21 protein-coding genes are annotated in these 23,548 nt (G+C 59.5%); 11 read left to right on the top strand and 10 right to left on the bottom strand.

Annotated elements, in window-relative coordinates:
- Positions 1 to 6: 6 nt before the first annotated feature.
- From thrC to ACM6IT_RS25970, 3 genes are all read left to right on the top strand, one after another.
- A complete protein-coding gene (gene thrC / locus ACM6IT_RS25980) occupies positions 7 to 1,416 on the top strand; it encodes a threonine synthase (protein WP_056726157.1) in 1,410 nt (469 codons plus the stop codon).
- A 119-nt stretch (positions 1,417 to 1,535) separates the two neighbouring features.
- Complete coding sequence (locus ACM6IT_RS25975) at positions 1,536 to 2,891, top strand: transporter substrate-binding domain-containing protein (protein ID WP_056726156.1); 1,356 nt, start codon at positions 1,536 to 1,538, stop codon at positions 2,889 to 2,891.
- A 160-nt stretch (positions 2,892 to 3,051) separates the two neighbouring features.
- Positions 3,052 to 3,339: a DUF3509 domain-containing protein gene (locus tag ACM6IT_RS25970; protein WP_056726155.1), complete on the top strand. Its 288-nt coding sequence runs from the start codon at positions 3,052 to 3,054 to the stop codon at positions 3,337 to 3,339.
- Between the two features lie 169 nt (positions 3,340 to 3,508).
- Here ACM6IT_RS25970 and ACM6IT_RS25965 read toward each other — a convergent pair whose 3' ends face one another.
- A complete protein-coding gene (locus ACM6IT_RS25965; RefSeq protein ID WP_414914602.1) occupies positions 3,509 to 4,477 on the bottom strand; it encodes a TIGR02285 family protein in 969 nt (322 codons plus the stop codon).
- Positions 4,431 to 5,630, bottom strand: coding sequence for a CaiB/BaiF CoA transferase family protein (locus tag ACM6IT_RS25960; protein WP_056726153.1), 1,200 nt, complete (start codon positions 5,628 to 5,630; stop codon positions 4,431 to 4,433). Before ACM6IT_RS25960 ends, ACM6IT_RS25965 begins: the two co-directional genes overlap by 47 nt.
- Positions 5,631 to 5,777: 147 nt before the next feature.
- Here ACM6IT_RS25960 and ACM6IT_RS25955 point away from each other — a divergent pair, with 147 nt between their 5' ends.
- The 3 genes from ACM6IT_RS25955 (at position 5,778) to ACM6IT_RS25945 (ending at position 9,469) form a co-directional block, all read left to right on the top strand.
- Positions 5,778 to 6,320 (top strand): YaeQ family protein, encoded by a 543-nt coding sequence (locus tag ACM6IT_RS25955; RefSeq protein WP_007971297.1) that lies wholly within the window; start codon positions 5,778 to 5,780, stop codon positions 6,318 to 6,320.
- 66 nt (positions 6,321 to 6,386) lie between these two features.
- Positions 6,387 to 8,096, top strand: a complete 1,710-nt coding sequence (gene recJ, locus ACM6IT_RS25950; RefSeq protein ID WP_409078398.1) for a single-stranded-DNA-specific exonuclease RecJ — start codon at positions 6,387 to 6,389, stop codon at positions 8,094 to 8,096.
- A gap of 266 nt (positions 8,097 to 8,362) precedes the next feature.
- Entirely contained in the window at positions 8,363 to 9,469 is a 1,107-nt protein-coding gene (locus tag ACM6IT_RS25945; RefSeq protein ID WP_056726151.1) for an NADH:flavin oxidoreductase/NADH oxidase, read from the top strand.
- Between the two features lie 67 nt (positions 9,470 to 9,536).
- Here ACM6IT_RS25945 and glpD read toward each other — a convergent pair whose 3' ends face one another.
- The 4 genes from glpD to ACM6IT_RS25925 form a co-directional block, all read right to left on the bottom strand.
- The gene (gene glpD, locus ACM6IT_RS25940) at positions 9,537 to 11,075 is read right to left on the bottom strand and encodes a glycerol-3-phosphate dehydrogenase (protein ID WP_414914604.1); all 1,539 of its coding nucleotides are present in this window, start codon (positions 11,073 to 11,075) and stop codon (positions 9,537 to 9,539) included.
- Between the two features lie 204 nt (positions 11,076 to 11,279).
- The gene (locus ACM6IT_RS25935) at positions 11,280 to 12,035 is read right to left on the bottom strand and encodes a DeoR/GlpR family transcriptional regulator (protein WP_007971301.1); all 756 of its coding nucleotides are present in this window, start codon (positions 12,033 to 12,035) and stop codon (positions 11,280 to 11,282) included.
- A gap of 95 nt (positions 12,036 to 12,130) precedes the next feature.
- Positions 12,131 to 13,636, bottom strand: a complete 1,506-nt coding sequence (gene glpK, locus ACM6IT_RS25930; RefSeq protein ID WP_414918974.1) for a glycerol kinase GlpK — start codon at positions 13,634 to 13,636, stop codon at positions 12,131 to 12,133.
- Between the two features lie 74 nt (positions 13,637 to 13,710).
- Positions 13,711 to 14,562, bottom strand: coding sequence for an MIP/aquaporin family protein (locus ACM6IT_RS25925; RefSeq protein WP_056726148.1), 852 nt, complete (start codon positions 14,560 to 14,562; stop codon positions 13,711 to 13,713).
- Positions 14,563 to 14,909: 347 nt separating this feature from the next.
- On the opposite strand from ACM6IT_RS25925, the gene ybaK reads away from it, so the two are divergent.
- Together ybaK and ACM6IT_RS25915 are read left to right on the top strand one after the other, a co-directional pair.
- Complete coding sequence (ybaK, locus tag ACM6IT_RS25920; protein WP_007971306.1) at positions 14,910 to 15,380, top strand: Cys-tRNA(Pro) deacylase; 471 nt, start codon at positions 14,910 to 14,912, stop codon at positions 15,378 to 15,380.
- A gap of 106 nt (positions 15,381 to 15,486) precedes the next feature.
- The gene (locus ACM6IT_RS25915) at positions 15,487 to 16,269 is read left to right on the top strand and encodes a PhzF family phenazine biosynthesis protein (RefSeq protein ID WP_056726147.1); all 783 of its coding nucleotides are present in this window, start codon (positions 15,487 to 15,489) and stop codon (positions 16,267 to 16,269) included.
- A 116-nt stretch (positions 16,270 to 16,385) separates the two neighbouring features.
- Here the strand turns inward: ACM6IT_RS25915 and ACM6IT_RS25910 are convergent, their stop codons facing one another.
- Positions 16,386 to 17,495, bottom strand: a complete 1,110-nt coding sequence (locus ACM6IT_RS25910) for an ABC transporter ATP-binding protein (RefSeq protein ID WP_056726146.1) — start codon at positions 17,493 to 17,495, stop codon at positions 16,386 to 16,388.
- Complete coding sequence (gene argF / locus ACM6IT_RS25905; RefSeq protein ID WP_032829900.1) at positions 17,492 to 18,412, bottom strand: ornithine carbamoyltransferase; 921 nt, start codon at positions 18,410 to 18,412, stop codon at positions 17,492 to 17,494. Before argF ends, ACM6IT_RS25910 begins: the two co-directional genes overlap by 4 nt.
- A 574-nt stretch (positions 18,413 to 18,986) precedes the next feature.
- Between argF and ACM6IT_RS25900 the strand changes: the two genes are divergently transcribed.
- Positions 18,987 to 21,095, top strand: coding sequence for a molybdopterin oxidoreductase family protein (locus tag ACM6IT_RS25900; RefSeq protein WP_414918973.1), 2,109 nt, complete (start codon positions 18,987 to 18,989; stop codon positions 21,093 to 21,095).
- A gap of 97 nt (positions 21,096 to 21,192) precedes the next feature.
- Positions 21,193 to 21,534 carry a Grx4 family monothiol glutaredoxin gene (gene grxD, locus ACM6IT_RS25895; RefSeq protein WP_046042012.1) on the top strand — a complete coding sequence of 114 codons (342 nt, stop codon included), beginning with the start codon at positions 21,193 to 21,195 and terminating at the stop codon, positions 21,532 to 21,534.
- Positions 21,535 to 21,695: 161 nt separating this feature from the next.
- Here the strand turns inward: grxD and bfr are convergent, their stop codons facing one another.
- On the bottom strand, positions 21,696 to 22,169 hold the full coding sequence (bfr, locus tag ACM6IT_RS25890; RefSeq protein ID WP_056726144.1) for a bacterioferritin: 474 nt from the start codon (positions 22,167 to 22,169) through the stop codon (positions 21,696 to 21,698).
- 198 nt (positions 22,170 to 22,367) lie between these two features.
- Entirely contained in the window at positions 22,368 to 22,586 is a 219-nt protein-coding gene (locus ACM6IT_RS25885) for a bacterioferritin-associated ferredoxin (RefSeq protein WP_008053520.1), read from the bottom strand.
- A 310-nt stretch (positions 22,587 to 22,896) separates the two neighbouring features.
- Between ACM6IT_RS25885 and ACM6IT_RS25880 the strand changes: the two genes are divergently transcribed.
- Positions 22,897 to 23,499, top strand: coding sequence for a peroxiredoxin (locus ACM6IT_RS25880; protein WP_414918972.1), 603 nt, complete (start codon positions 22,897 to 22,899; stop codon positions 23,497 to 23,499).
- Positions 23,500 to 23,548 lie beyond the last annotated feature (49 nt).

The raw sequence follows: 23,548 nt of genomic DNA, 5'->3' as shown, positions 1-23,548 counted from the left end.
TCAGTCATGCGTTACATCAGTACCCGCGGCCAGGCACCGGCCCTGAATTTCGAAGACGTCCTGCTGGCAGGCCTTGCCACCGACGGCGGTCTGTACGTCCCGGAAAACCTGCCACGTTTCACCCAGGAAGAAATCGCCTCCTGGGCCGGCCTGCCATATCACGAGCTGGCTTTTCGCGTCATGCGCCCGTTCGTCACCGGCAGCATTCCGGACGCCGATTTCAAAAAGATTCTTGAAGAAACCTACGGCGTGTTCGCCCACAGCGCTGTTGCGCCGCTGCGTCAGCTGAACGGCAACGAATGGGTGCTGGAGCTGTTCCACGGCCCGACCCTGGCGTTCAAGGACTTCGCCCTGCAACTGCTGGGTCGCCTGCTCGACTACGTGCTGGAAAAGCGCGGCGAGCGCGTGGTGATCGTCGGTGCAACCTCCGGTGACACCGGTTCGGCCGCCATCGAAGGCTGCAAGCACTGCGAAAACGTCGACATCTTCATCCTGCACCCGCACAACCGGGTGTCCGAAGTGCAGCGTCGGCAGATGACCACCATCTTCGGTGAGAACATCCACAACATCGCCATCGAAGGTAACTTCGATGATTGCCAGGAAATGGTCAAGGCGAGCTTCGCCGACCAGGGCTTCCTCAAGGGCACTCGCCTGGTCGCGGTGAACTCGATCAACTGGGCGCGGATCATGGCCCAGATCGTTTACTACTTCCACGCAGCGCTGCAACTGGGCGGCCCGGCGCGTTCGGTGTCGTTCTCGGTGCCGACCGGCAACTTCGGCGACATCTTCGCCGGTTACCTGGCGCGCAACATGGGCCTGCCGATCAACCAGTTGATCGTCGCCACCAACCGCAATGACATCCTGCACCGCTTCATGAGCGGCAACCAGTACGTCAAGGAAACCCTGCACGCCACGCTGTCGCCGTCCATGGATATCATGGTGTCGTCGAACTTCGAACGCCTGCTGTTCGACCTGCACGGTCGCAACGGCGCGGCCATCGCCGGGCTGATGGATTCGTTCAAGCAGGGCGGCGGTTTCAGCGTCGAGCAAGAACGCTGGACCGAAGCCCGCAAGTTGTTCGACTCGCTGGCCGTGGATGACGCGCAAACCTGCGAAACCATCGCCGAAGTCTACGAGCAGACTGGCGAAGTGCTGGATCCGCACACTGCCATTGGCGTGAAAGCTGCCCGGGAATGCCGTCGCAGCCTGGACATTCCAATGGTGATCCTGGGCACCGCCCACCCGGTCAAATTCCCGGACGCGGTGGAAAAAGCCGGTGTAGGAAAAGCTCTTGAACTGCCAGTACATCTTTCTGATTTGTTTGAGCGAGACGAACGTTGCACCGTATTGCCAAATGACCTGAAGGCCGTGCAGGCCTTTGTCAGCAAGCATGGCAACCGTGGCAAGCCCCTGTAACCGGTCAGCGCTGTTACATTTTGAAGCCCGTCTCCTGACGGGCTTTTTCATTTCTGCATGCACACTTGTCGTGTTATCGCCGCGAAGGGATAGGCGAATGGATCACCAAGGACGTGGGAATGCTGTTTACAAGTGTGTTCAAGCCAGTCGCGCGCTGGCTGATTTTATTCGGCATGCTGGGAATCGCCGAATGGGGCGGGGCGAACCCTGCGTCGATTCAGGAGCGTGGAAAGCCTGTCGCACGCTCAATGGTCGTGCTGGATGACCAGGAGTTGCAGTGGATGGCGAGCCATCCACGGGTCGTGGTCACGGCACTGGAATACCCGTTGTATCTGTTCAAGGATGAACAAGGCCAATGGACGGGCTTGAACAGTGACCTGCTCAAGCGCATCAGTGAGATGACGGGGTTGCAGTTCGTTTACCAGGAGTCTTTCTCCACCGACCAGATGCTGGCCCATCTGGAAAACGGCGCTGCGGATTTGAGTACGACGCTGGCGATGAATGACGAACGCAATGCGTTTCTCGATTTCAGCCATGCATTCGGCGGTGCAGGATGGGTCTTTGTCGGGCGGGCCGGGGCACCGCCGGTGCAAACGCTGGAGGATATGGCGAAGCGGGTACTGGTGCTGCCGACCCGGCATGCACTGGAAGCGGTGATCCGTCGCGATTATCCAGCCATCGAATTGCGTTCGGTTAAAACCCACGCCGAAGCCCGTGCATGGGTTGAAAGCGATGAAGCCTACGTCACCATCGAAAACGAAATCGGCGCCCGGCTTTTTCCGTCGGGGCGGTTGCAGGTCGGGGCTGTGGTACCGGGTAAATGGGATGCGGATTATCTGACGTTGCGCAAAGGCCAGCCGCAGCTGTTGAGTATCCTCAATAAGGCGCTTGAGGCGTTTTCTGAACAGGAGTTGCGCGGCCTTCGCCTGAAGTGGTTCGGCGGCGCTACCGTGCCACAGGCGCCTGACCTCTGGCAGCGGATTGACCAGTGGGTTTGCTGGGGCGTGTTGGTGGTCGGCCTGTTCGGTCTGTTGTCCCTGCTCTGGAACCGACGGTTGGCGGTGGTGGTCAGGCAACGGGTCGAGGCCCAAAGCAATCTGCGCGATCAACTCGCTTTCCAGCATGCCCTGATGGATGCCATGCCTGACCCGATGTTTGTCCGTGATCTGCAAGGGTGCTTGATCATGTGCAACAAAAGTTATGAGGACGCCTTGTCGACGCGTTTTGACCGGATGCAGGGGCGGCAGTTGATTGAGGTCGACGCCATGCCCAGGCAAACCGCGGAACTGCTGCATGCCGAGTACATGGCGCAATTGAGTTCACGCAGGACGCGCTTTTTCGAGCGTCAATTGATGTTCAAGGACGGAGTCAGGGATATCTACCAGTGGACGGTGCCGTTTTACACGGCCGATGGCCAGCTACGGGGATTGCTGGGGGGATGGGCCGACATCGCCCGGCGCACCCGACAGGCGTGATGACGGCGTTTTTTCTCTGTCATGTTCGCCGTGCATGCTCACTGACTGGGTTGCAGGTTCGCCTGCGGTCAGTATCCAGAACTTTCTTCTCGGGCCAGCGGTCATTTGTTGTAGGCATGCCCCAGGCACGTTGTTTTCGGACTATTGAGTGGTGATCGGGATGGAAAGTATCAGTCTGTTGCTCGGTGAGGCGCTGAGCCCGTATCAGGTTACGTTGACCCCGTCAGGCATTCGTGGCGAATGCCGGGTGACCCTGAAGAATGCTATGGGCGCCACCGTTGTCGAGCGCGAGTTCAATCAGGCCCAGTTGAATGACAAACGCTTGCTGACGGATGTGGTCGACGGTTTGCATCGCGACGTGCTGATTGCTGAAGGACGTCTTGAGCCTTGTGTCATTGCGGCATTGCGTAATGCGGCGCAGGACAAGCTGCTGGCCAGTCGCAACTGAAAGGTTATTTGCGGGAACCTTCCCGCGCCCAGGTCAGTCAGACTTTGTAACAGCAGGATCAAGCATTGTGCTCCGGTGCTTGTAGCTTGCTGCTACTGGTCTCCAAACAGACCACGTTTAACCCCGAGTCGTCTCCCCACTTCTCGGGGTTTCTTTTGCCCGGGATTTGTCAGGGGGATGCCAGGTCGTCGAAAAACGCCTTGGTATCTTTCAGGTAATCGTTGCGACTCTCCGGATCCAGCCAGGCGGCGTAGGCCTCGTCAAGGCGTTCACGGGGAAGGGCGCGCAGCACCTGGTTGATCTCGACAATGGCCTGCCGGCCCTTTGGCGTGTCGGTGCAACCGATGTAACCGGACAGGTATTTGCCCGCGCCACGGATCGGATAGAACTGCAATTCATCCTCGGCAATGCCTTGCAGAGAGGCCTGGTAGCGAATTTCCGGGCGATAACCCAACAGCAGGCGCAAGCGTCCCAGGCGCTGCATTTGCAGCAGGCTGCCCAAGGCGTCGTTACCGTAATGAGCGGTCAGCGCGTCGGCCGGCGCTTGCTTGAGCAGTGCGTCGAGGTATTCGCCGTAATTGCGCTCGGCAATGATCCCCAGTTTTTCGCTGCCGCTGGCGAGCAGTGCTGCCAGGTCCACTTCGCCGTCCTTGATAAAAGGGGCCAGCGCTTTCTGGTCGACGCGCCGCACGGCCAGGCCATTACTCATGGCACGGAAGACCGGGATGGAAAAGGCGATCCACTGTTCCCGTTCCTTGCTCCAGTTCAGCGCCGCATCGCAGACGAGGGACGGCTCGTGGAGCATTTGCAATCCGCGTGCGCGATTGACCCTCATCACGCTGTGCTGGTATTGCGGCATGCTGGCAATCAACAGTGGAAGCAGTTGATCGATTACGCCCTGGCCTTTTTTCGGCCCGTCGAAGATCGTCAGTGGCGGCAGGTCGCGCTTGAGCCAGATCAGGGTTTCCCTGGTTTGCGCCAGGGCTGAGGGGACCGGTTCAAGGAGCAGAAGCGAAATCGCCAGCACGCACAGCAGCCACCCGCCGCGTGACGGGCAGGGTCCAATGTCCCATGCAGGCAGGCGCCTCAGTTCAGATGGCTCCGTCTTTGCGCAATTGTGCGATCTGCGTCGCGTCATAGCCAAGTTCCTGGAGTACCTGTGCGTTGTGCTCACCCAGTTGTGGCCCGACCCATTCACATTCCCCGGGTGTCTCTGAGAGTTTCGGCACAATGCCCGGCATCTTGAAGTCTTTGCCGTCCGGCAGCTTGGCTTGCAGGAACATTTCCCGTGCCAGGTACTGAGGGTCATTGAACATGTCTTCGGCGCTGAAGATCCGGCTGGCCGGCACTTCGGCCTGATTGAGCTGCGCCAGCACCGTGTCGAGCGGCAGCGAATTGACCCAGCGATCGATGACGCCATAAATCTCGTCGCGTCGGGCATCGCGGCCATCGTTGCTGGCAAGCTGGGTGTCGTTGGCCAGGTCTTCGCGGCCAATGATCAGCATGAAGCGTTTGAAAATCGCGTCGCCATTGGCGCCTATCTGCACGTGCTTGCCATCGGCACTGGTGTGGATCGAGGACGGAGTGATGCCGGGCATGATATTGCCCGTGCGTTCGCGGATGAAGCCGAACACGTCGAACTCCGGGACCATGCTTTCCATCATCGCGAAGATGGCTTCGTACAGCGCCACGTCCACCACTTGCCCCTGGCCGCCGTTGACTTCGCGATGACGCAGGGCCATCAACGCGCCGATCACGCCCCAGAGCGCGGCAATCGAGTCGCCGATGGAAATGCCGGTGCGCACCGGTGGGCGGTCTTCGAAGCCGGTGATGTAGCGCAGCCCCCCCATGGATTCACCGACAGCGCCAAAGCCGGGCTGATCCTTCATCGGGCCGGTCTGGCCGAAACCCGACAGCCGCACCATGACCAGCTTCGGGTTCAGGGCGTGCAGGACGTCCCAGCCCAGGCCGAGTTTTTCCAGGACGCCGGGGCGAAAGTTTTCGATCAGGATGTCTGCCTCACCCAGCAGCTGTTTCAGGATCGCCTGACCATCGGGATGCTTGAGATTGAGGGTCAGGGACTTTTTGTTGCGAGCCTGGACGAACCACCACAACGAAGTACCTTCATACAACTTGCGCCATTTGCGCAATGGATCACCGCCGTCCGGGGATTCGATCTTGATCACGTCGGCACCGAATTCAGCGCAAATGCGCGAGGCAAACGGGCCGGCAATCAATGTGCCCAATTCGATGACTTTCAGACCGGAAAGCGGTTTGGCGGTGAACGGCATGCTGGATCCTGTGGGGCAAAGGTTGGGCGAATAGAGCGTTTTAGCATAGCCGACTGTCCGACGCTCCAGCTTGATGGTGTTCAATTCGTGGATTGCCCGTTGCATCGGTTAGACTTGCCGCCTTTCCTCGTATCAAGAAGCCCGTTCATGGCCCAGCCGTCCACGACCTACAAGTTTGAACTGAACCTCACCGACCTCGACCGCAGCGTCTATGAGAGCGTGAAGCAGACCATCGCCCGTCACCCTTCGGAAACCGAAGAGCGCATGACCGTGCGCCTGCTGGCCTACGCCCTCTGGTACAACGAGCAGCTGTCTTTTGGCCGTGGTCTGTCAGAAGTGGATGAACCGGCCTTGTGGGAAAAAAGCCTGGATGACCGCGTCCTGCACTGGATCGAAGTCGGCCAGCCGGATGCCGAGCGCCTGACCTGGTGCTCGCGCCGCACTGAGCGTACCAGCCTGCTGGCCTATGGCAGCCTGCGTGTGTGGGAGGGCAAAGTGGTGCCGGCGGTGAAAAACCTGAAGAACGTCAACATCGCTGCCGTGCCTCAGGAAGTCCTGGAAACCCTGGCCAAAGACATGCCCCGCGTCATCAAGTGGGACGTGATGATCAGCGAAGGAACGATTTTCGTCACCGACGACCGTGGTCAGCACGAAGTCCAGCTGCAGTGGCTGGCCGGTGAGCGCGGCTGATTTTTCGCTGCTGCACCGCGTCACCCGGTCTTATCCTACGTATTGAAGAGAAGCATCTTTCACCCCATGCGCATCGAACCTCGCCAGCTGCCCGACACCCTGCCATTCCTCGGTGATATTCCGCCGCTGTTGACCCGCCTGTACGCGGCTCGGGGCGTGCTGTCCGAGGCGGAACTGGACAAGAGCCTGGCGCGGTTGATTCCGTTCCAGCAACTCAAGGGCATCGATGCGGCGGTGGATTTGCTGGTCACGGCACTTGAGCAGCGTCAGCGCATCCTGATCGTCGGCGACTTCGATGCCGACGGCGCGACGGCCAGTACCGTGGGCACGCTGGGCCTGCGTTTGCTGGGTGCGGCACATGTCGATTACCTGGTGCCCAACCGATTCGACTACGGCTACGGCCTGACGCCGGAAATCGTCGCGGTGGCGCTCGAGCGTCAGCCGCATTTACTGATTACCGTCGACAACGGCATCTCCAGCGTCGAAGGCGTGGCAGCGGCGAAAAAGGCCGGGCTCAAGGTGCTCGTCACCGATCACCACTTGCCCGGTGACGAACTGCCGCTGGCCGATGCCATCGTCAATCCGAACCAGCCCGGTTGCGAGTTTCCGAGCAAGGCGCTGGCCGGCGTCGGGGTGATTTTCTACGTGCTGATGGCCCTGCGCGCGCGGCTGCGCGAGCTGGGCTGGTACACAAGCACGCCGCAGCCGAATATCGGCGAACTGCTCGACCTGGTGGCTCTGGGCAGCGTGGCCGATGTGGTGCCGCTGGATGCCAACAACCGGATTCTGGTGCATCAGGGCCTGGAACGGATTCGCGCCGGACGTGCCCGGCCGGGGATCAAGGCGATCCTGGAAGTGGCCAAGCGCGATCATGCGCGCATCACCTCCACTGACCTGGGTTTCATTGTCGGGCCACGCCTGAACGCTGCAGGGCGCCTTGACGATATGAGCCTGGGCATCGAGTGCCTGCTGACCGAAGACGCCGGTCTGGCCCGTGAGATGGCGGCGCAACTGGACGGCATGAACCAGGATCGCAAATCCATCGAACAAGGCATGCAGCGCGAAGCGCTGGCACAGCTCAAGGATCTGCCGGTGGAGTCGATGCCGTTCGGCTTGTGCCTGTTCGATCCCGAGTGGCACCAGGGGGTCATCGGTATCCTCGCGTCACGGATGAAAGAGCGCTATTTCCGCCCGACCATCGCCTTTGCCGATGCCGGGGATGGTTTGCTCAAGGGCTCGGGGCGTTCGGTCCAGGGCTTTCACATCCGCGACGCCTTGAGCGTGGTGGCGGCGCAGCATCCGAATCTGATCACCAAATACGGTGGGCACGCGATGGCGGCCGGCCTGACGCTGCCGGAAGCGAATTTCCCCTTGTTCGCCGAAGCCTTCGACGCTGAAGTGCGCCGGCAACTGCGCGAAGAAGACCTGACGGGCCGTCTGTTGTCGGACGGCACCCTGGCGGTGGAAGAGTTCCACCTGGAACTGGCACGTGCCCTGCGGCATGCCGGCCCTTGGGGTCAGCACTTCCCGGAGCCGTTGTTTCATGGGGTATTCCAGTTGGTCGAGCAGCGTGTCGTTGGCGAGCGGCACCTTAAAGTCGTGCTCAAAAGTGAGTGTGGTTCGGTGAAACTCGACGGCATTGCCTTCGGGATCGACCGCGACATCTGGCCGAATCCGACCATCAAGTGGGTGGAACTGGCCTACAAGCTCGACCTCAACGAGTTTCGTGGCAACGAGACGGTTCAATTGATGATTGCCCACATCGAACCGCGATAGTGCGTTAAAGATCAAAAGATCGCAGCCTTCGGCAGCTCCTACAAAGGCATGACGTACACCTGTAGGAGCTGCCGAAGGCTGCGATCTTTTCTTGAACCCTCCACTGATCTCCGATGTCGACTAGGCTCTAAGCACTGCTTGATTTTGGCCTTGTGACGTCTTGTCGAATTTTTTGCCCGCGGGGGCGGGTGTTGTACCTTTTTCCTGTCACTCGTCGACTATTCAAACAGAACCTGGAGCCTGCCCACTGATTCGAGAGGTGCCCCATGAGTCTGCTGCTTGAACCCTTTACCCTTCGCCAATTGACCCTGCCCAACCGCATCGCGGTATCGCCGATGTGCCAGTACTCCAGTGCCGATGGCCTGGCCAATGACTGGCACCTTGTCCACCTCGGCAGCCGCGCTGTCGGCGGGGCCGGGCTGGTGTTTACCGAAGCCACGGCGGTCACCGCCGACGGGCGTATCACGGCCGAGGACCTCGGTCTTTGGAATGACGAACAGATCGAACCCCTGCAACGTATCACCCGCTTTATCACCGCCCAGGGCGCCGTTGCCGGCATTCAGCTGGCTCATGCCGGGCGTAAGGCAAGCACCTACCGGCCGTGGCTCGGCAAGCATGGCAGCGTCAAGCCCGATGAAGGCGGCTGGGTGCCGGTCGGCCCTTCACCGATTGCATTCGATCCACAGCACACCCAACCCAGACAACTCGATGACGGCGAGATCGCCAAGGTCATCCAGGCCTTTGTCGATGCGGCAAAGCGCTCACTGACGGCCGGTTTCAAGGTGGTCGAAGTGCATGCGGCCCATGGCTACCTGCTGCATCAGTTCCTGTCGCCGTTGAGCAATCAGCGTCGCGATCAATATGGCGGTTCGTTCGAAAATCGCATTCGGCTGGTGCTGCAAGTCACCGAAGCGGTGCGTGCGGTGTGGCCTGAAGAGTTGCCGGTGTTTGTCCGGGTATCGGCCACCGACTGGGTGGAAGACGGCTGGAACCCCGATGAAACCGTGGAGCTGGCACGACGCCTCAAGGCCCTGGGGGTCGACCTGATCGACGTCTCGTCGGGCGGGACGGCGGTGAATGCGGAGATTCCCACAGGGCCGGGTTACCAGACCCGCTTCGCCGAGCGGGTGCGCAAGGAGTCGGGCATGGCCACCGGTACGGTCGGCATGATCACCGAGCCGGCCCAGGCCGAGCACATCCTGCGCACCTGTCAGGCGGACATCATCTTCCTCGCTCGTGAGTTGTTGCGCGATCCGTACTGGGCGCTGCACGCGGATGACGATCTGGGCGGGCACAAGGCTGTATGGCCGGCGCAGTATCAGCGGGCGACTCACCGTGAGCAGCCGATTCATGAATCGGATTTGCGCGACTGAAATCCATCGATACGAAAAAGCCCCTGAATCGCGAGATTCAGGGGCTTTTGTTTATGCCGGTGACCGATCAGGCCGCTTCGATCTTGCTGCGGTTCTGTTCGACCTGGCTCAGGTAGCCCTTGAGCTTTTCCTGTTCGGCCGTCGTCGTGAACAAGCCGAGCTTGCTGCGACGCCAGAGGATGTCGTGGGCGCTGGTGGCCCATTCTTCGCTGCACAGATAGTCGACTTCGCGGGTGTAGAGACCGCCGCCGATGTGCTCGCCCATATCGCCGAGGTCCTGTACGCCTTCGAGCATGCGCCAGGTACGGCTGCCGTAGGTGGTGGCCCAGCGGCGCGCGATCTCGCTCGGTACCCAGTCGAATTTGTCGCGGATACGCGAGCTCAAGGCTTGCGGGGTGGTCATGTCTTCACCGCCCGGCAGCGTGGCGCTGGCGGTCCAGCTTGGCTTGATGTGCTTGAAGTAGGGTGCCAGTTGCGCCAGTGCCGACTCGGCCAGTTTGCGATAGGTGGTGAGCTTGCCGCCGAACACCGACAGCAACGGAGCCTCTTCGCCAGTGCCAGACAGCGCCAGGGTGTAATCGCGGGTCACGGCCGACGGGTTGTCGGACTCGTCGTTGCACAGCGGACGCACACCTGAATAGCTGTGCAGAATGTCGTCGCGGCTAATTTGCTTTTTGAAATGGGCGTTGACCACGTTCAACAGGTAATCGGTTTCGCCGTCGGTAATTGCCACTTTCGCCGGATCGCCGGTGTATTCGCGGTCGGTGGTGCCGATCAGGGTGAAGTGATTCAGGTACGGAATGGTGAACACGATGCGCTGATCTTCGTTTTGCAGGATGTGCGCGTGTTCGCCTTCGTACAGTTTCGGCACGATCAGGTGGCTGCCCTGGATCAGGCGGATGCCGTATGGCGACTCCATCTTCAAGTCATCACGAATGAACCTGGCGACCCATGGCCCGGCCGCGTTCACCAGTGCCTTGGCGCGGATCGAAAACAGGCTGCCGTCGGCGCGTTCCAGGTGCAGGTGCCACAGACCCTTGGTGCGGCGTGCGCTGACGCAGCGGGTCTGGGTATGAACGTGGGCGCCTTTTTCCCTGGCGGCCATGGCGTTCAACACCACCAGGCGCGCGTCATCGACCCAGCAATCTGAGTATTCGAAGCCCTTGGTGATCTCGCTTTTGAGCGCGCTGTCGGGGCCGAACTTCAGGCTTTTCGAACCTTGCAGTTGCTCGCGCTTGCCCAGGTTGTCATAGAGGAACAGACCGGCACGAATCATCCAGGCAGGGCGCAGGTGCGGGCGGTGCGGCAACACGAAACGCATTTGCTTGACGATGTGCGGAGCCTTCGCCAACAGCACTTCACGTTCGGCCAGGGCTTCGCGCACCAGGCGGAATTCGTAATGTTCGAGGTAGCGCAGGCCGCCGTGGATCAGCTTGCTGCTGGCCGACGAGGTATGGCTGGCCAGGTCATCCTTTTCACAAAGGAACACCGAAAGACCGCGACCGGCGGCATCCGCTGCGATCCCCACGCCATTGATCCCGCCACCGATGACGGCGATATCGTAGACCTCGGCGAGAGGGGGCGTAGGCAAGGTGGAAGTGGGCATCGGCACGGCCTCGGAATTCTTTGATGTTCTGTATTTGAATTCGAACATTAATGTTCATTTTCGAAAATACTAGCCCATAAAGACGCGCACAGCCAGTCAGCTTCGATTGAAAATACTCATCGAAGGGCGGTTAAAGGAAAATTTACGAACATAAAAGCAAAAGATCGCCCGAGCGCGGGGCGATCTTTTAAGACTGGGAAGGGGTTAAACGACTTCCAGCCGAACCTTGTGCTGGTTCAACAACTGCGCCAGCGCCGGGGAAGGCTGCTGATCGGTGACCAGGCAATCGACCAGGCTGATCGGCCCCAAGCGAATCATGGCGTTGCGCCCGAACTTGCTGGAGTCGGCCGCGAGGATCACTTGCCGGGCATTGGCGATGATCGCCTGGGATACCCGCACTTCCTGATAGTCGAAGTCCAGCAGGCTGCCGTCTTCATCGATGCCGCTGATGCCGACCAGGGCGAAGTCGACCTTGAACTGATTGATGAAGTCGACACTGGCCTGACCCACCACGCCACCATCGCGCCGCACGTTGCCGCCGGTCAGCAGGACATCGAAATCGTCCTTGGCGCTGAGCATGGAGGCGACGTGCAGGTTGTTGGTGATGATCTTCAGGTGGCTGTGGTTGAGCAGTGCCCGGGCAATGGATTCGGTGGTCGTGCCGATATTGATGAACAACGAGGCATGGTCGGGAATCTGCGCGGCAATGGCTTCGCCGATACGCTGTTTTTCATCGCGCATCTGATCGGCGCGCATGGCGTAGGCGGTGTTTTCAACGCTGGAGTCGTAAGCCGCGCCGCCGTGGTAGCGACGCAACAAATTGGCTTCCGCGAGCTGATTGATGTCGCGGCGAATGGTCTGCGGGGTTACTACGAACAGGGTGGCCATTTCCTCGATGCTGACATAGCCGCGTTCGCGGACCAGTTCGAGGATTTGCTGCTGACGGGGAGGCAGATTCATGGGGCGTCCTTTGGGCTGCCGTGCAAAATTTGCCCATGATGCCGCAGGAATCCCCTCCCTACCAGTTACATACAGATACGGGGGCTGGAGTTAGCTTATTCAGCCTCGTCTTCAGCCGCCCAATTGCGAGTACGGCTGACCGCTTTTTTCCACCCAGCGTAGAGTTTTTCCTTCGCCGCTTCATCCAGCGTCGGCTCGAACTGGCGCTCGATCACGGCCTTGCCGCGCAACTCTTCCAGGCTGCCCCAGAAGCCACAGGCCAGGCCTGCCAGGTAAGCCGCGCCCAGTGCCGTGGTTTCGCGCATTTGCGGACGCTCGACCTGCGTGCCGAGGATGTCGGCCTGGAACTGCATGAGGAAGTTGTTGGCCACAGCGCCGCCATCCACGCGCAGGGCCTTGAGGCGTTCGCCGGAGTCCTGCTGCATGGCGTCGAGCACGTCGCGGGTCTGGTAGGCAATCGACTCCAGCGCGGCACGAATGATGTGATCCACGCGTACGCCGCGGGTCAGGCCGAACAGTGCGCCACGGGCGTACGGGTCCCAATAGGGAGCGCCAAGACCGGTAAAGGCCGGCACCAGGTACACGCCGTTGCTGTCCTTGACCTTGTTGGCGAAGTATTCGGTGTCGTGGGCGTCGTTGATGATTTTCAGTTCGTCACGCAGCCACTGCACGGTAGAACCGCCGTTGAACACTGCGCCTTCCAGCGCGTAAGCGACTTCGCCACGTGGGCCGCAAGCGATGGTGGTGAGCATGCCGTGTCGGGATTTCACCGCTTTGTCGCCGGTGTTCATCAACAGGAAGCAGCCAGTGCCGTAGGTGTTTTTCGCCTGGCCTGGCTCGACGCACATCTGGCCGAACAGGGCGGCTTGCTGGTCGCCAGCGATGCCGCCGATGGCGATTCCGCTTTTGGTGCGGCCATAAATTTCCGAGGACGATTTAACTTCCGGAAGCATTTCGCGCGGAATATCCAGCACTTCCAGCATCTTCGCGTCCCACTCCAGGGTGTGGATGTTGAAGAGCATGGTGCGCGAAGCGTTGGTGTAGTCGGTGACATGCACCTTGCCGCCGGTAAATTTCCAGATCAGCCAGCTGTCGATCGTGCCGAATAGCAGCTCACCGTTGCGCGCGCGTTCGCGGCTGCCTTCGACGTTGTCGAGGATCCACTTGAGCTTGGTGCCGGAGAAGTATGGGTCGGTGACCAGGCCGGTGGTGTCGCTGATGTATTGCTCGTGGCCATCGCGCTTGAGTTGCTGGCAGATCTCGGTGCTGCGGCGGCACTGCCAGACGATCGCGTTGTAGATCGGGCGCCCGGTGTTCTTGTCCCAGACCACGGTGGTTTCGCGCTGGTTGGTGATGCCGATGGCTGCCACCTGGTCGTGGTGCAGGCCGGCTTGCGCCAGGGCCTCGACCATCACGGCGCTTTGGGTGGCGAAGATTTCCATCGGATCGTGTTCGACCCAACCGGCTTGCGGGTAATGCTGCGCGAACTCCCGTTGGGCGGTGCAGACCACGTTCGCGTCGCGATCGAAAATGATTGCGCGGGAGCTGGTCGTACCCTGATCGAGGGCAATGATGTAGTTCTTATTCTGTGTGTCGGTCATGTCGATTGCCTTGGACGAAATAAGGGAGTGAGGTCTGGCGCGTGATCAAAGGGCAGTGGCACGCGCCAACGGTATCAAGAAGTTCTGGGTTTGCCGTCAATGGCAGCTGTTGCATCCTTTGTAGCAGGTACGGCGCTGGGCAGATGGCGGGCAATCAACCCGCGATAGGCGGCGGCACCGAGGCAGGCACCGACAATCGGTGCAAAAACAGGAATCAGGAAATACGGGATATCGCGTCCGCCGGTGAAGGAAATTTCACCCCAGCCAGCGAAGAAAGTCATCAGTTTCGGACCGAAGTCCCGCGCAGGGTTCATGGCAAAACCGGTCAGCGGTCCCATCGAACTGCCGATCACCGCAATCAGCAGGCCGATCAGCAGCGGTGCCAACGGGCCTTTGGGCAGGCCATTATTGTCATCGGTCAGGGACATGATCACGCCCATCAGGATGGCCGTGATGATCACCTCGACCAGAAATGCCTGGGCGGTGGTCAGCACAGGATTCGGAAAGGTGGAGAACACGGAGGCCAACTCAAGGCTGGCTTGAGTGCCGCGTACCATATGGTGTGTTTGTTCGAATTCGAAAAATAGATTGCTGTAGAGGGTGTAGACCAACAACGCTCCACAGAAGGCGCCCGCCACCTGGGCGAGTACGTAGAAAGGCAATTTACGTTTTTCGAAGTCCGCGAAAATGCTCAGGGCAATGCTGACGGCGGGGTTCAGATGAGCACCGGAAACTCCGGCGGTAAGGTAGATCGCCATGCTGACGCCGACGCCCCAGATAATGCTGATTTCCCACAAGCCAAAACTGGCACCCGCGACCTTGAGCGCGGCAACACAACCTGTACCAAAAAAAATCAGCAGCGCCGTACCCAGGAACTCGGCCATGCATTGGCTCGAGAGCGACGGTTGTTGTAAAGCAATTGTCATTGAAACCTCTTTTTTTTGTTGTCTGGCGCTTTTTTCCATCATGGTCGGAGCGCGTTTTTCGCCGAGGCAGGATCCCCATCCTGGTCGCGGTTTACTGCTGGGTGCAGCGGTAGGACGTTTCGTACAGTTTCATAAACGAAAAAATATAGACAAGAAACGCTGCTGTCAAAGGTCGAAAGTGAACCGCCGGTCACAAAAAAACTATTCGCTGTATGAATGAACGGGTTGTTGAGGAATGGGATGGCCAGGCAACGGCGTTATGGATACGCCGCCGTAGAGCCTTTTAATGATCAATGTCCTAGAATCGGGCGCAGTATTTTTCTACTGTCGCCCAGTCTGGAGCTGTCATGACCCCCGCATTGGATTTGTTGAAAAAGGTTCGGGCCGAACATCGCGTACACAGTTACGAACATGACCCGAAGGCCGCCTCCTACGGATTGGAAGCGGCGGAAAAACTCGGGCTCGATCCGGCTCAGGTGTTCAAGACCTTGCTGGCGGCCAGTGAAAAGGGCGAGTTGCTGGTGGCCGTGGTGCCGGTTGTCGGCAGCCTGGACTTGAAAGGACTGGCCCACGCCGCGGGCGTGAAAAAGGTCGAAATGGCCGACCCTGCAGCGGCGCAGCGCTCCACTGGATATCTGTTGGGCGGGATCAGTCCGCTGGGGCAGAAAAAGCGTTTGCGTACCTTCATTGATAATTCGGCCCAGCCCTTCGCCAGCATTTTTGTCAGTGCGGGTCGACGTGGGCTGGAAGTCGAGCTGGCACCGGCAGTGCTGGCCGAACACACCCAGGCGAAGTTTGCCGATATCGGCCGTGCGTGAGCCTCTAAGCGGGTGCAGCTCTGTATGGTGAAAATCAGCCTGCTCTGTCACTGGTGCCAGTTGGGCCAGCGCGGCATGCTCGACGGTCTGACAAAGGGAGAAGGTTATGCAGCTTGAGTTTCATCAGGTCGACGCGTTCAGCAATCAGTCATTCAGCGGCAATCCGGCAATGGTCTATCGGCTCGATACCTGGCTCGCCGATGAGCTGATGCAAAAGATTGCCGCTGAGCACAACCTCGCCGAGACGGCGTTTGTCGTGCGTGAAGGGCAGGGCTGGCACATCCGTTGGTTTACGCCGACCACCGAGGTGCCATTGTGCGGTCACGCGACGCTGGCTAGCGCCCATGTGCTGTTCGAGATCTATAAAGAGCCCGTCGAGCGACTGGACTTCACCTGCAAGTCCGGCCCGTTGAGCGTGACCCGTGAAGGTGGGCGCCTGTGGCTGGATTTCCCGGCGATCACTGCGTCGCCGGTGAACGTAATCCCGGACATCGAGCGTGCACTGGGCGTGAAAGCTCTCGAGGTACTGGCTTCGAATGAGCTATTCGTGGTGCTGGAGTCCGAGCAAGCCGTGCTCGACTGCAAGCCGGACATGGTGGCCCTGGCGAAACTGCCATGGCTGGGCGCCATCGTGACGGCGCGGGGCGAGCAGCACGATTTCGTGTCCCGTTATTTCGCGCCGGCAATCGGCATCAACGAAGATCCGGTCACCGGATCGACCCATTGCCTTCTGATTCCGTACTGGTCAAAGCGTTTGGGTAAATCGAGCCTGACGGCTTTTCAGCGTTCGGCGCGGGGTGGGGCGTTGTTCTGCCAGCTGGAAGGCGATCGGGTGAAGATCGGCGGGCATGCGACGCTCGTAGCAAGCGGAACGCTGATGCTGGGTTAACGCAAATCCAGTGTGGGAGCGGGCTTGCTCGCGAATGCGGACTGTCAGTCAACATCATCATTGGCTGACACACCGCCTTCGCGAGCAAGCCCGCTCCCACAATTGTTTCGTGTGTATCAGTTGGCGGTGCTGTAGCGGCGGACACCGGATTCAGCCACCGGAATCTGCGCCGCCGTGCTGCCGGAAGCCTGGAACAGCACCAGGTGTTCAGCCGCGACACGAATACCCACTTGCGCTCCAACCTGACGATCGACATGGCTCGGGAAGATCGATTCCAGCTGTGCGCCAGTCGGCAGTTGCAAGCGATACAGGGTCGATGCACCCAAAAACGTCTTGCCGGAAATTCGCGCCTTCAGTGCGCTGTCCGGCGCATAGACGATATCGTCCGGGCGCAGCAGCACGTCCACGGCGCCGCCTACCGGCCAGGTGTAGGCCCGATTGCCGCGCAACTCACCCAGCTCGGTTTGCACCGACTCGGGGCTGCTCAACTGACCGCGAATGAAATAGCCCTGGCCGATGAAACTCGCGACAAAGGGTGTCAGGGGTTCGTGATACAGGTTGTAGGGCGTATCCCACTGTTCCAGGCGACCTTCCTTGAACACGCCAACGTGGTCGCTGACCGCGAAGGCTTCTTCCTGGTCGTGAGTCACCAGAATCGCGCTGGTGCCACGGGCCTTGAGGATGTCGCGTACTTCATGGCTGAGCTTGCGGCGCAATTCGCCATCAAGGTTGGAGAACGGTTCGTCGAGCAGCAGCAGTTGCGGTTCTGGCGCCAGGGCGCGGGCCAGGGCGACACGTTGCTGCTGACCACCGGAAAGCTCGTGGGGGAAACGCTTGCCGAGGTTCTTCAGGTTGACCAGTTCCAGCAGTTCTTCGGTCACGCGATCCTTTTGCGGATGCTTGCGAATGCCGAAGGCGATGTTGTCGGCCACGCTCAAATGCGGAAACAGCGCGTAGTCCTGGAACACCATGCCGATACGACGTTTCTCCGGCGCGAGGGTGAAACCGGCGCTGGAGATGGTCTCGCCAGCCAACTGGATTTCGCCTTCGTGAACGGGTTCGAAACCGGCAATCGCCCGCAGGGTGGTGGTCTTGCCGCAGCCCGAAGAGCCCAGCAGGCAACCGATGTCGCCTGCGTTCAGGTGCAGGTTGAGGTTCTGCACCACGCGCTGGTCTTGATAGCCGCAGGCGAGGTTGCGCAGGTTAAGCAGTAATGGCTGGCTCATGCGTGATGGTACGAAGGCGGAACGAGGAATTCGAGCAAGGCCTTTTGCGCATGTAGACGGTTTTCGGCTTGATCCCAGGCCACGGAGCGCGGGTCGTCGAGCAGGTCGACACTGATTTCCTCGCCACGGTGCGCCGGCAGGCAGTGCATGAACAGCACGTCCTCAGCGGCCAGATCGAGCAGGGCGCGGTTGACCTGATACGGTGCGAACAGTTGCAGGCGCTTGGCGGTTTCCTCTTCCTGGCCCATGGAGGTCCAGACGTCGGTGCTCACAAGGTGCGCACCACGCACGGCTTCCTTCGGATCGCGAACGATGGTGACCCGATCGCCGGCCTTGGCCAGGAACACCGGGTTGGGCTCGTAGCCTTCCGGACAGGCAACGCGCAACTGGAAGTCGAACTGGATCGCCGCTTCTATATAGCTGTTGCACATGTTGTTGCCGTCGCCGATCCAGGCCACGGTCTTGCCCTGGATGGAGCCGCGGTGTTCGAGGAAGGTCTGCATGTCTGCCAGCAACTGGCACGGGTGCAGGTCATCGGACAGGCCATTGATCAGCGGGACGCGCGAATTGGCGGCGAATTCGGTCAGGGTGCTGTGGGAAAACGTACGGATCATCACCGCATCAAGCATGCTCGACATGACAATGGCGGCGTCGCCGATCGGCTCGCCACGGCCCAGTTGGGTGTCACGGGGCGACAGAAAGATCGCCTGGCCACCGAGCTGGATCATGCCGGCTTCGAAGGAGATCCGGGTACGGGTCGAGGATTTCTCGAAAATCATCCCGAGCACGCGGTTTTTCAGAGGCTCGAACAGTACGCCGCGGTTACGCAGGTCCTTGAGCTCAACGCCTCGACGGATCACGCTGACCAGCTCTTCGGGCGTGCAATCCATCAGGGAGAGAAAGTGCCTTGCGCTCATCATTGACTACCTTTTGCTACAAACCGCAGATGCTCAAAGCCTTGTTTAACGGAACAACGGGCGAGACCTGCGGCGTAAGCCGCACGGGGCGACGAAATAGGGGAAGGCGCGATCTTATAATTAAATGTCGCGTCTTACCAATAGGGCTACAGTTTTTAGGGAGTTTCAGAGGTGCTACGGGTTTACCGAGGTAGCGCTTTTGAAGCCTGTTTCCTGATAGCAGCGGTTCATTTGTACACCGGCCCCTCGGGGCTTGGCAATCAGGCTGGGCGGCAATGGTGCGCTGACAGTCGGTTTCTGACCTGTCATTCATCAGCGCCGGGCTCGACGAGCACTGGCGCCTGATCGGCGAGCTGACCGGAGTGCATGGCCCTCACGGGCCGATTCAAACCCTTCAGGAAATCCAGTTGCAAGCGCCGCCCAGGCTGCCTTCGAACTGAACCCGGACGGCCATCGGCTGGCCTGATAACCCTCGATTCACAAGATGAACGTCGCTGGCGTGGCGGCGGCTCTGGCGCCATAGTTTTGTTTCCGCGGCCAACGTTGCCCGCCCAAAACAAGACAGAGACTGGCCATGACCAAGACTCTCCATCACCGTGCTTGCCATTTGTGCGAAGCCATCTGTGGCCTGACCATCGAAACCACCGAGGTCGAAGGCGGTAACGTCCAGATCACTTCGATCAAGGGCGACCCCCAGGATACGTTCAGCCGTGGGCACATCTGCCCCAAGGCCGTGGCGTTGCAAGACATACAGAGCGATCCGGATCGCCTGCGTCAACCGATGCGGCGAGTGGGTAATGAATGGCAGCCCATCGAGTGGGAAGCGGCATTCAATCTGGTCGCCGATCGTCTCGCCGCCATTCAGGAGCATCACGGGCAAAACGCCGTGGCGGTCTATCAGGGCAACCCGAGCGTGCACAATTACGGGCTGATGACCCACAGCAATTACTTCCTTGGCCCGCTGAAAACCCGCAACCGGTTTTCCGCCACCTCGGTCGATCAATTGCCCCATCACCTGACCAGTCATTTGATGTACGGCCACGGTTTGCTGTTGCCGATCCCGGACATCGATCACACCGATTTCATGCTGATCCTGGGCGGCAACCCGCTGGCTTCGAATGGCAGCATCATGACCGTGCCGGATGTGGAAAAACGCTTGAAGGCGATACAGGCCCGTGGCGGCAAAGTGGTGGTAGTCGATCCGCGTCGTAGTGAGACGGCGGCGATTGCCGACCAGCACTTGTTCGTGCGCCCGGGGGGGGATGCCGCGCTGTTGTTCGGCCTGCTCAATACCTTGTTCGCTGAAGGTCTGACCCGCGACAGCCATCTGCCGGTGGACGGCCTTGAGGACGTGCGGGAGGCCGTCGCGCCGTTCACCGCCGAGGCCATGAGCCCGTTGTGCGCCGTGCCGGCCGAACAGATCCGCCAGTTGGCGCGGGACTTTGCCGCGGCGCCCAGTGCTGTCTGCTATGGCCGCATGGGCGTTTCGACCCAAGCCTTCGGTACGCTGTGTCACTGGGTGGTGCAGTTGATCAACCTGGTCACCGGCAATCTCGACCGCGTGGGTGGTGCCCTGTGTACGGAGCCAGCAGTGGACCTGGTGGCGACGACTTCGGGCGGGCATTTCAATCTGTGGCAGAGCCGGGTCTCCGGGCGTCCGGAGTACGCCGGAGAACTACCTGTCTCGGCGCTGGCCGAGGAGATGCTCACCGAAGGGGAAGGGCAAGTCCGCGCGTTGATCACCGTGGCAGGCAATCCGGTACTGTCCACACCCAATGGCCGAAAGCTTGAGCAGGCGCTGGACGGGCTGGAGTTCATGGTCAGTATCGACCTGTACATCAATGAAACCACGCGTTACGCCGACCTGATCCTGCCGTCCACATCGGCGCTGGAAAACGATCATTACGACACCACGTTCAACCTGTTCGCGGTGCGCAACGTCAGCCGTTTCAACCGCGCCATCCTCGCCAAGCCCGAAGGTGCCTTGCACGACTGGGAGATTTTCGTCGGCCTGGCCAAGGCATTTGCCGCCAGGACCGGCAAAGAATTGAAGCCCACCATTGCCCCGGCGCAAATGATCGATCGTGGCCTGCGCATGGGAATGTACGGTGACAACTCAGAGCACAAGCTGTCTCTGGCGACCTTGTTCGATCATCCCCATGGCGTCGATCTGGGCGCGCTCAAGCCTAACCTGACGCCCCGCCTGAAGACTTCCAATCAACGCATCCAGGCCGCACCGGCCGCGATTCTCGCTGACCTTGCGCGCTTCGCGGCCTTACAGGCGCCGGCTGCCGACGAGTTGTTGATGATTGGCCGCCGGCATGTACGCAGCAACAACTCATGGATGCATAACTATCATCGGTTGGTGAAAGGCAAGCCACGTCACCAGTTGCTGATGCATCCGGACGACCTGGCCAGTCGCGGGCTCAGCGACGGACAGCGTGTTCGGGTCAGCTCGCGGGTGGGCGTGATCGAAGTCGAAGTGCTTGGCAGTCTGGACATGATGAAAGGTGTGGTCAGCCTGCCTCACGGCTGGGGACACGCGCGGCCGGGCGTGCAAATGACGATTGCCAGCAGCCAGCCGGGATCGAGCGCCAACGATCTGACCGACGACTGCCAGCTTGACGAGTTGTCGGGAAATGCTGCACTCAATGGTGTGCCGGTGACCGTGGCGGCGGCTTGAATCAGTCAGACGGAGAGACCGAGCAGGGCGCTCGGCTTTCCGTTACAATGCGCCACCGTGCCGACCCATGAGTCGGAAAGTTCAGTCGAGGTGCTCCATGGATATCATCGAAACGATTAAAGAGCAGATTGCCAACAACACCATTCTGCTTTACATGAAAGGCTCGCCGAATGCCCCGCAGTGCGGCTTCTCCGCGAAAGCCGCGCAGGCCGTGATGGCATGTGGCGAAAAGTTTGCGTACGTGGACATCCTGCAGAACCCGGAAATCCGCGCCAACCTGCCTAAATACGCCAACTGGCCAACCTTCCCGCAACTGTGGGTCGGCGGTGAGCTGGTCGGCGGCAGCGACATCATGACTGAAATGGCTGCTGATGGTTCGCTGCAGAGCCTGATCAAGGACGCCGCCGCCAAGGCTGCTGCTCCAAAGACCGAAGCCTGATTCCCTTGGCTCCCCTGTAGGAGCTGCCGCAGGCTGCGATCTTTTGATCTCCAGCAATAAAAAGCCCCGCTACTCGAAAGAGTGCGGGGCTTTTTATCAAGTTCGAAAAGTTACTGCATAGTTGCCGCTGTAATCGCCAGGATCGCAGCCTGCGGCAACTCCTACTCTTCGCCCATCTGCGATTGCAGGTAGTTCTCAAGACCCACTTTATCGATCAGGCCCAATTGGGTTTCCAGCCAGTCGATATGTTCTTCTTCGGACTCGAGGATATCTTCAAGCAGCTCACGGCTACCAAAGTCGCCAACTTTTTCGCAATGAGCGATAGCCGCTTTGAGATCGGCATGGCCGGTTTTCTCGATACGCAGGTCGCACTCCAGCATTTCCTTGGTGTGCTCGCCGATGTGCAGCTTGCCCAGGTCCTGGACGTTCGGCAGGCCTTCAAGGAACAGGATGCGCTTGATCAGCTTGTCCGCGTGCTTCATCTCGTCGATGGATTCGTGGTACTCGTGCTTGCCGAGCTTGTTCAGGCCCCAATCTTCATACATGCGCGCATGCAGGAAGTATTGATTGATCGCGACCAGCTCATTGGCAAGGATCTTGTTGAGATGCTGGATGACTGTAACGTCGCCTTTCATGATGGGGTCCTGCCCTGTATTAGCTGTCAATAGAGCTGAGTTTGAGCCGCGTATTTAATAGTGTCAAACCTAAGTTATTGAAACTTAAATGAAAATTAATCGGAATAAGAATGTTTGTGTTCCGCGTCTAGGGCATAACTAGTTGATTTTGAGGCATAAAAAAACCGGACATATGTCCGGTTCTTTGAAATTCGATATTCAAGCGGCTGTAAATTCTGCTGGAAAAGGAATCGCAGCCTGGGCCGTTTGCAGCTTGGTCAGGGTCTCGCGGACCACTTCCTTGGCGAGGCAGGCACATTTGCCGCACTGGCTGGCAACGCCGGTGGCCACACGGACTTCCTTGTAGCTGCAGCATCCTTCATAGATCGCATCGCGGATTTGACCGTCGGTGACACCAGTGCAGAGGCAAACATACATAGGGAAGGACCGTCGCTGATTGTGACTCAATTGCGATGGATCTTAATGTTAACGAGAATGATTGTCAAAGTGGTTTCAGGGCACTTTTCGTCATAAAAGGGTATGGCTGACGAACGGTCTACCTGGCAAATCGGTGAAACAAAACCGTCGGCGATTTCATCGTACGGGGAAAAACAGCTAAGCCAGCTCAAACACGCGGTGTATGATGGCCGGTCTTTTGCGACCGGGGATCGTGTCACAGGGCTGTCGCCTCAGGGTGGCAGGCTGATGCGAAACCTGTTTCTCACGTTATTACACCAGGAGATATCCAATGAGCGTACTCGTAGGCAAACAAGCCCCTGACTTCACCGTACCGGCCGTACTCGGCAATGGCGAGATCGTTGACAGCTTCACCCTGTCCTCGGCGATCAAAGGCAAATACGGCCTGGTGTTCTTCTACCCACTGGACTTCACCTTCGTTTGCCCGTCCGAGCTGATCGCTCTGGACAACCGCATGTCTGACTTCAAGGCCCGCAACGTTGAAGTGATCGCTGTTTCGATCGACTCGCACTTCACCCACAACGCATGGCGCAACACCCCGGTCAACAATGGTGGCATCGGCGAAGTTCGCTACACCATGGCTGCCGATCTGAAGCACGAAATCGCCAAGGCCTACGACGTTGAGTCCGACGACGGCGTGGCTTTCCGTGGCGCGTTCCTGATCGACGGCAAAGGCGTTGTCCGTTCGCAGATCGTCAATGACTTGCCGCTGGGCCGTAACATGGATGAGTTGATCCGTCTGGTCGACGCTCTGCAATTCCACGAAGCGAACGGCGAAGTCTGCCCTGCCAACTGGAAAAAAGGCGACAAAGGCATGAACGCTTCGCCAGAAGGCGTTGCCGCTTACCTGACCGAGCACGCTGCCGCTCTGTAAGGCGCACGCTCCAGCTATAAAAAGCAGGTACAAAAAAACCGGCCATCGA

The organism is Pseudomonas sp. IT-P4 (genome assembly GCF_949767755.1).
Classification (GTDB): domain Bacteria; phylum Pseudomonadota; class Gammaproteobacteria; order Pseudomonadales; family Pseudomonadaceae; genus Aquipseudomonas; species Aquipseudomonas monachiensis.
This window is presented reverse-complemented; position numbering and strand designations above follow the sequence as displayed.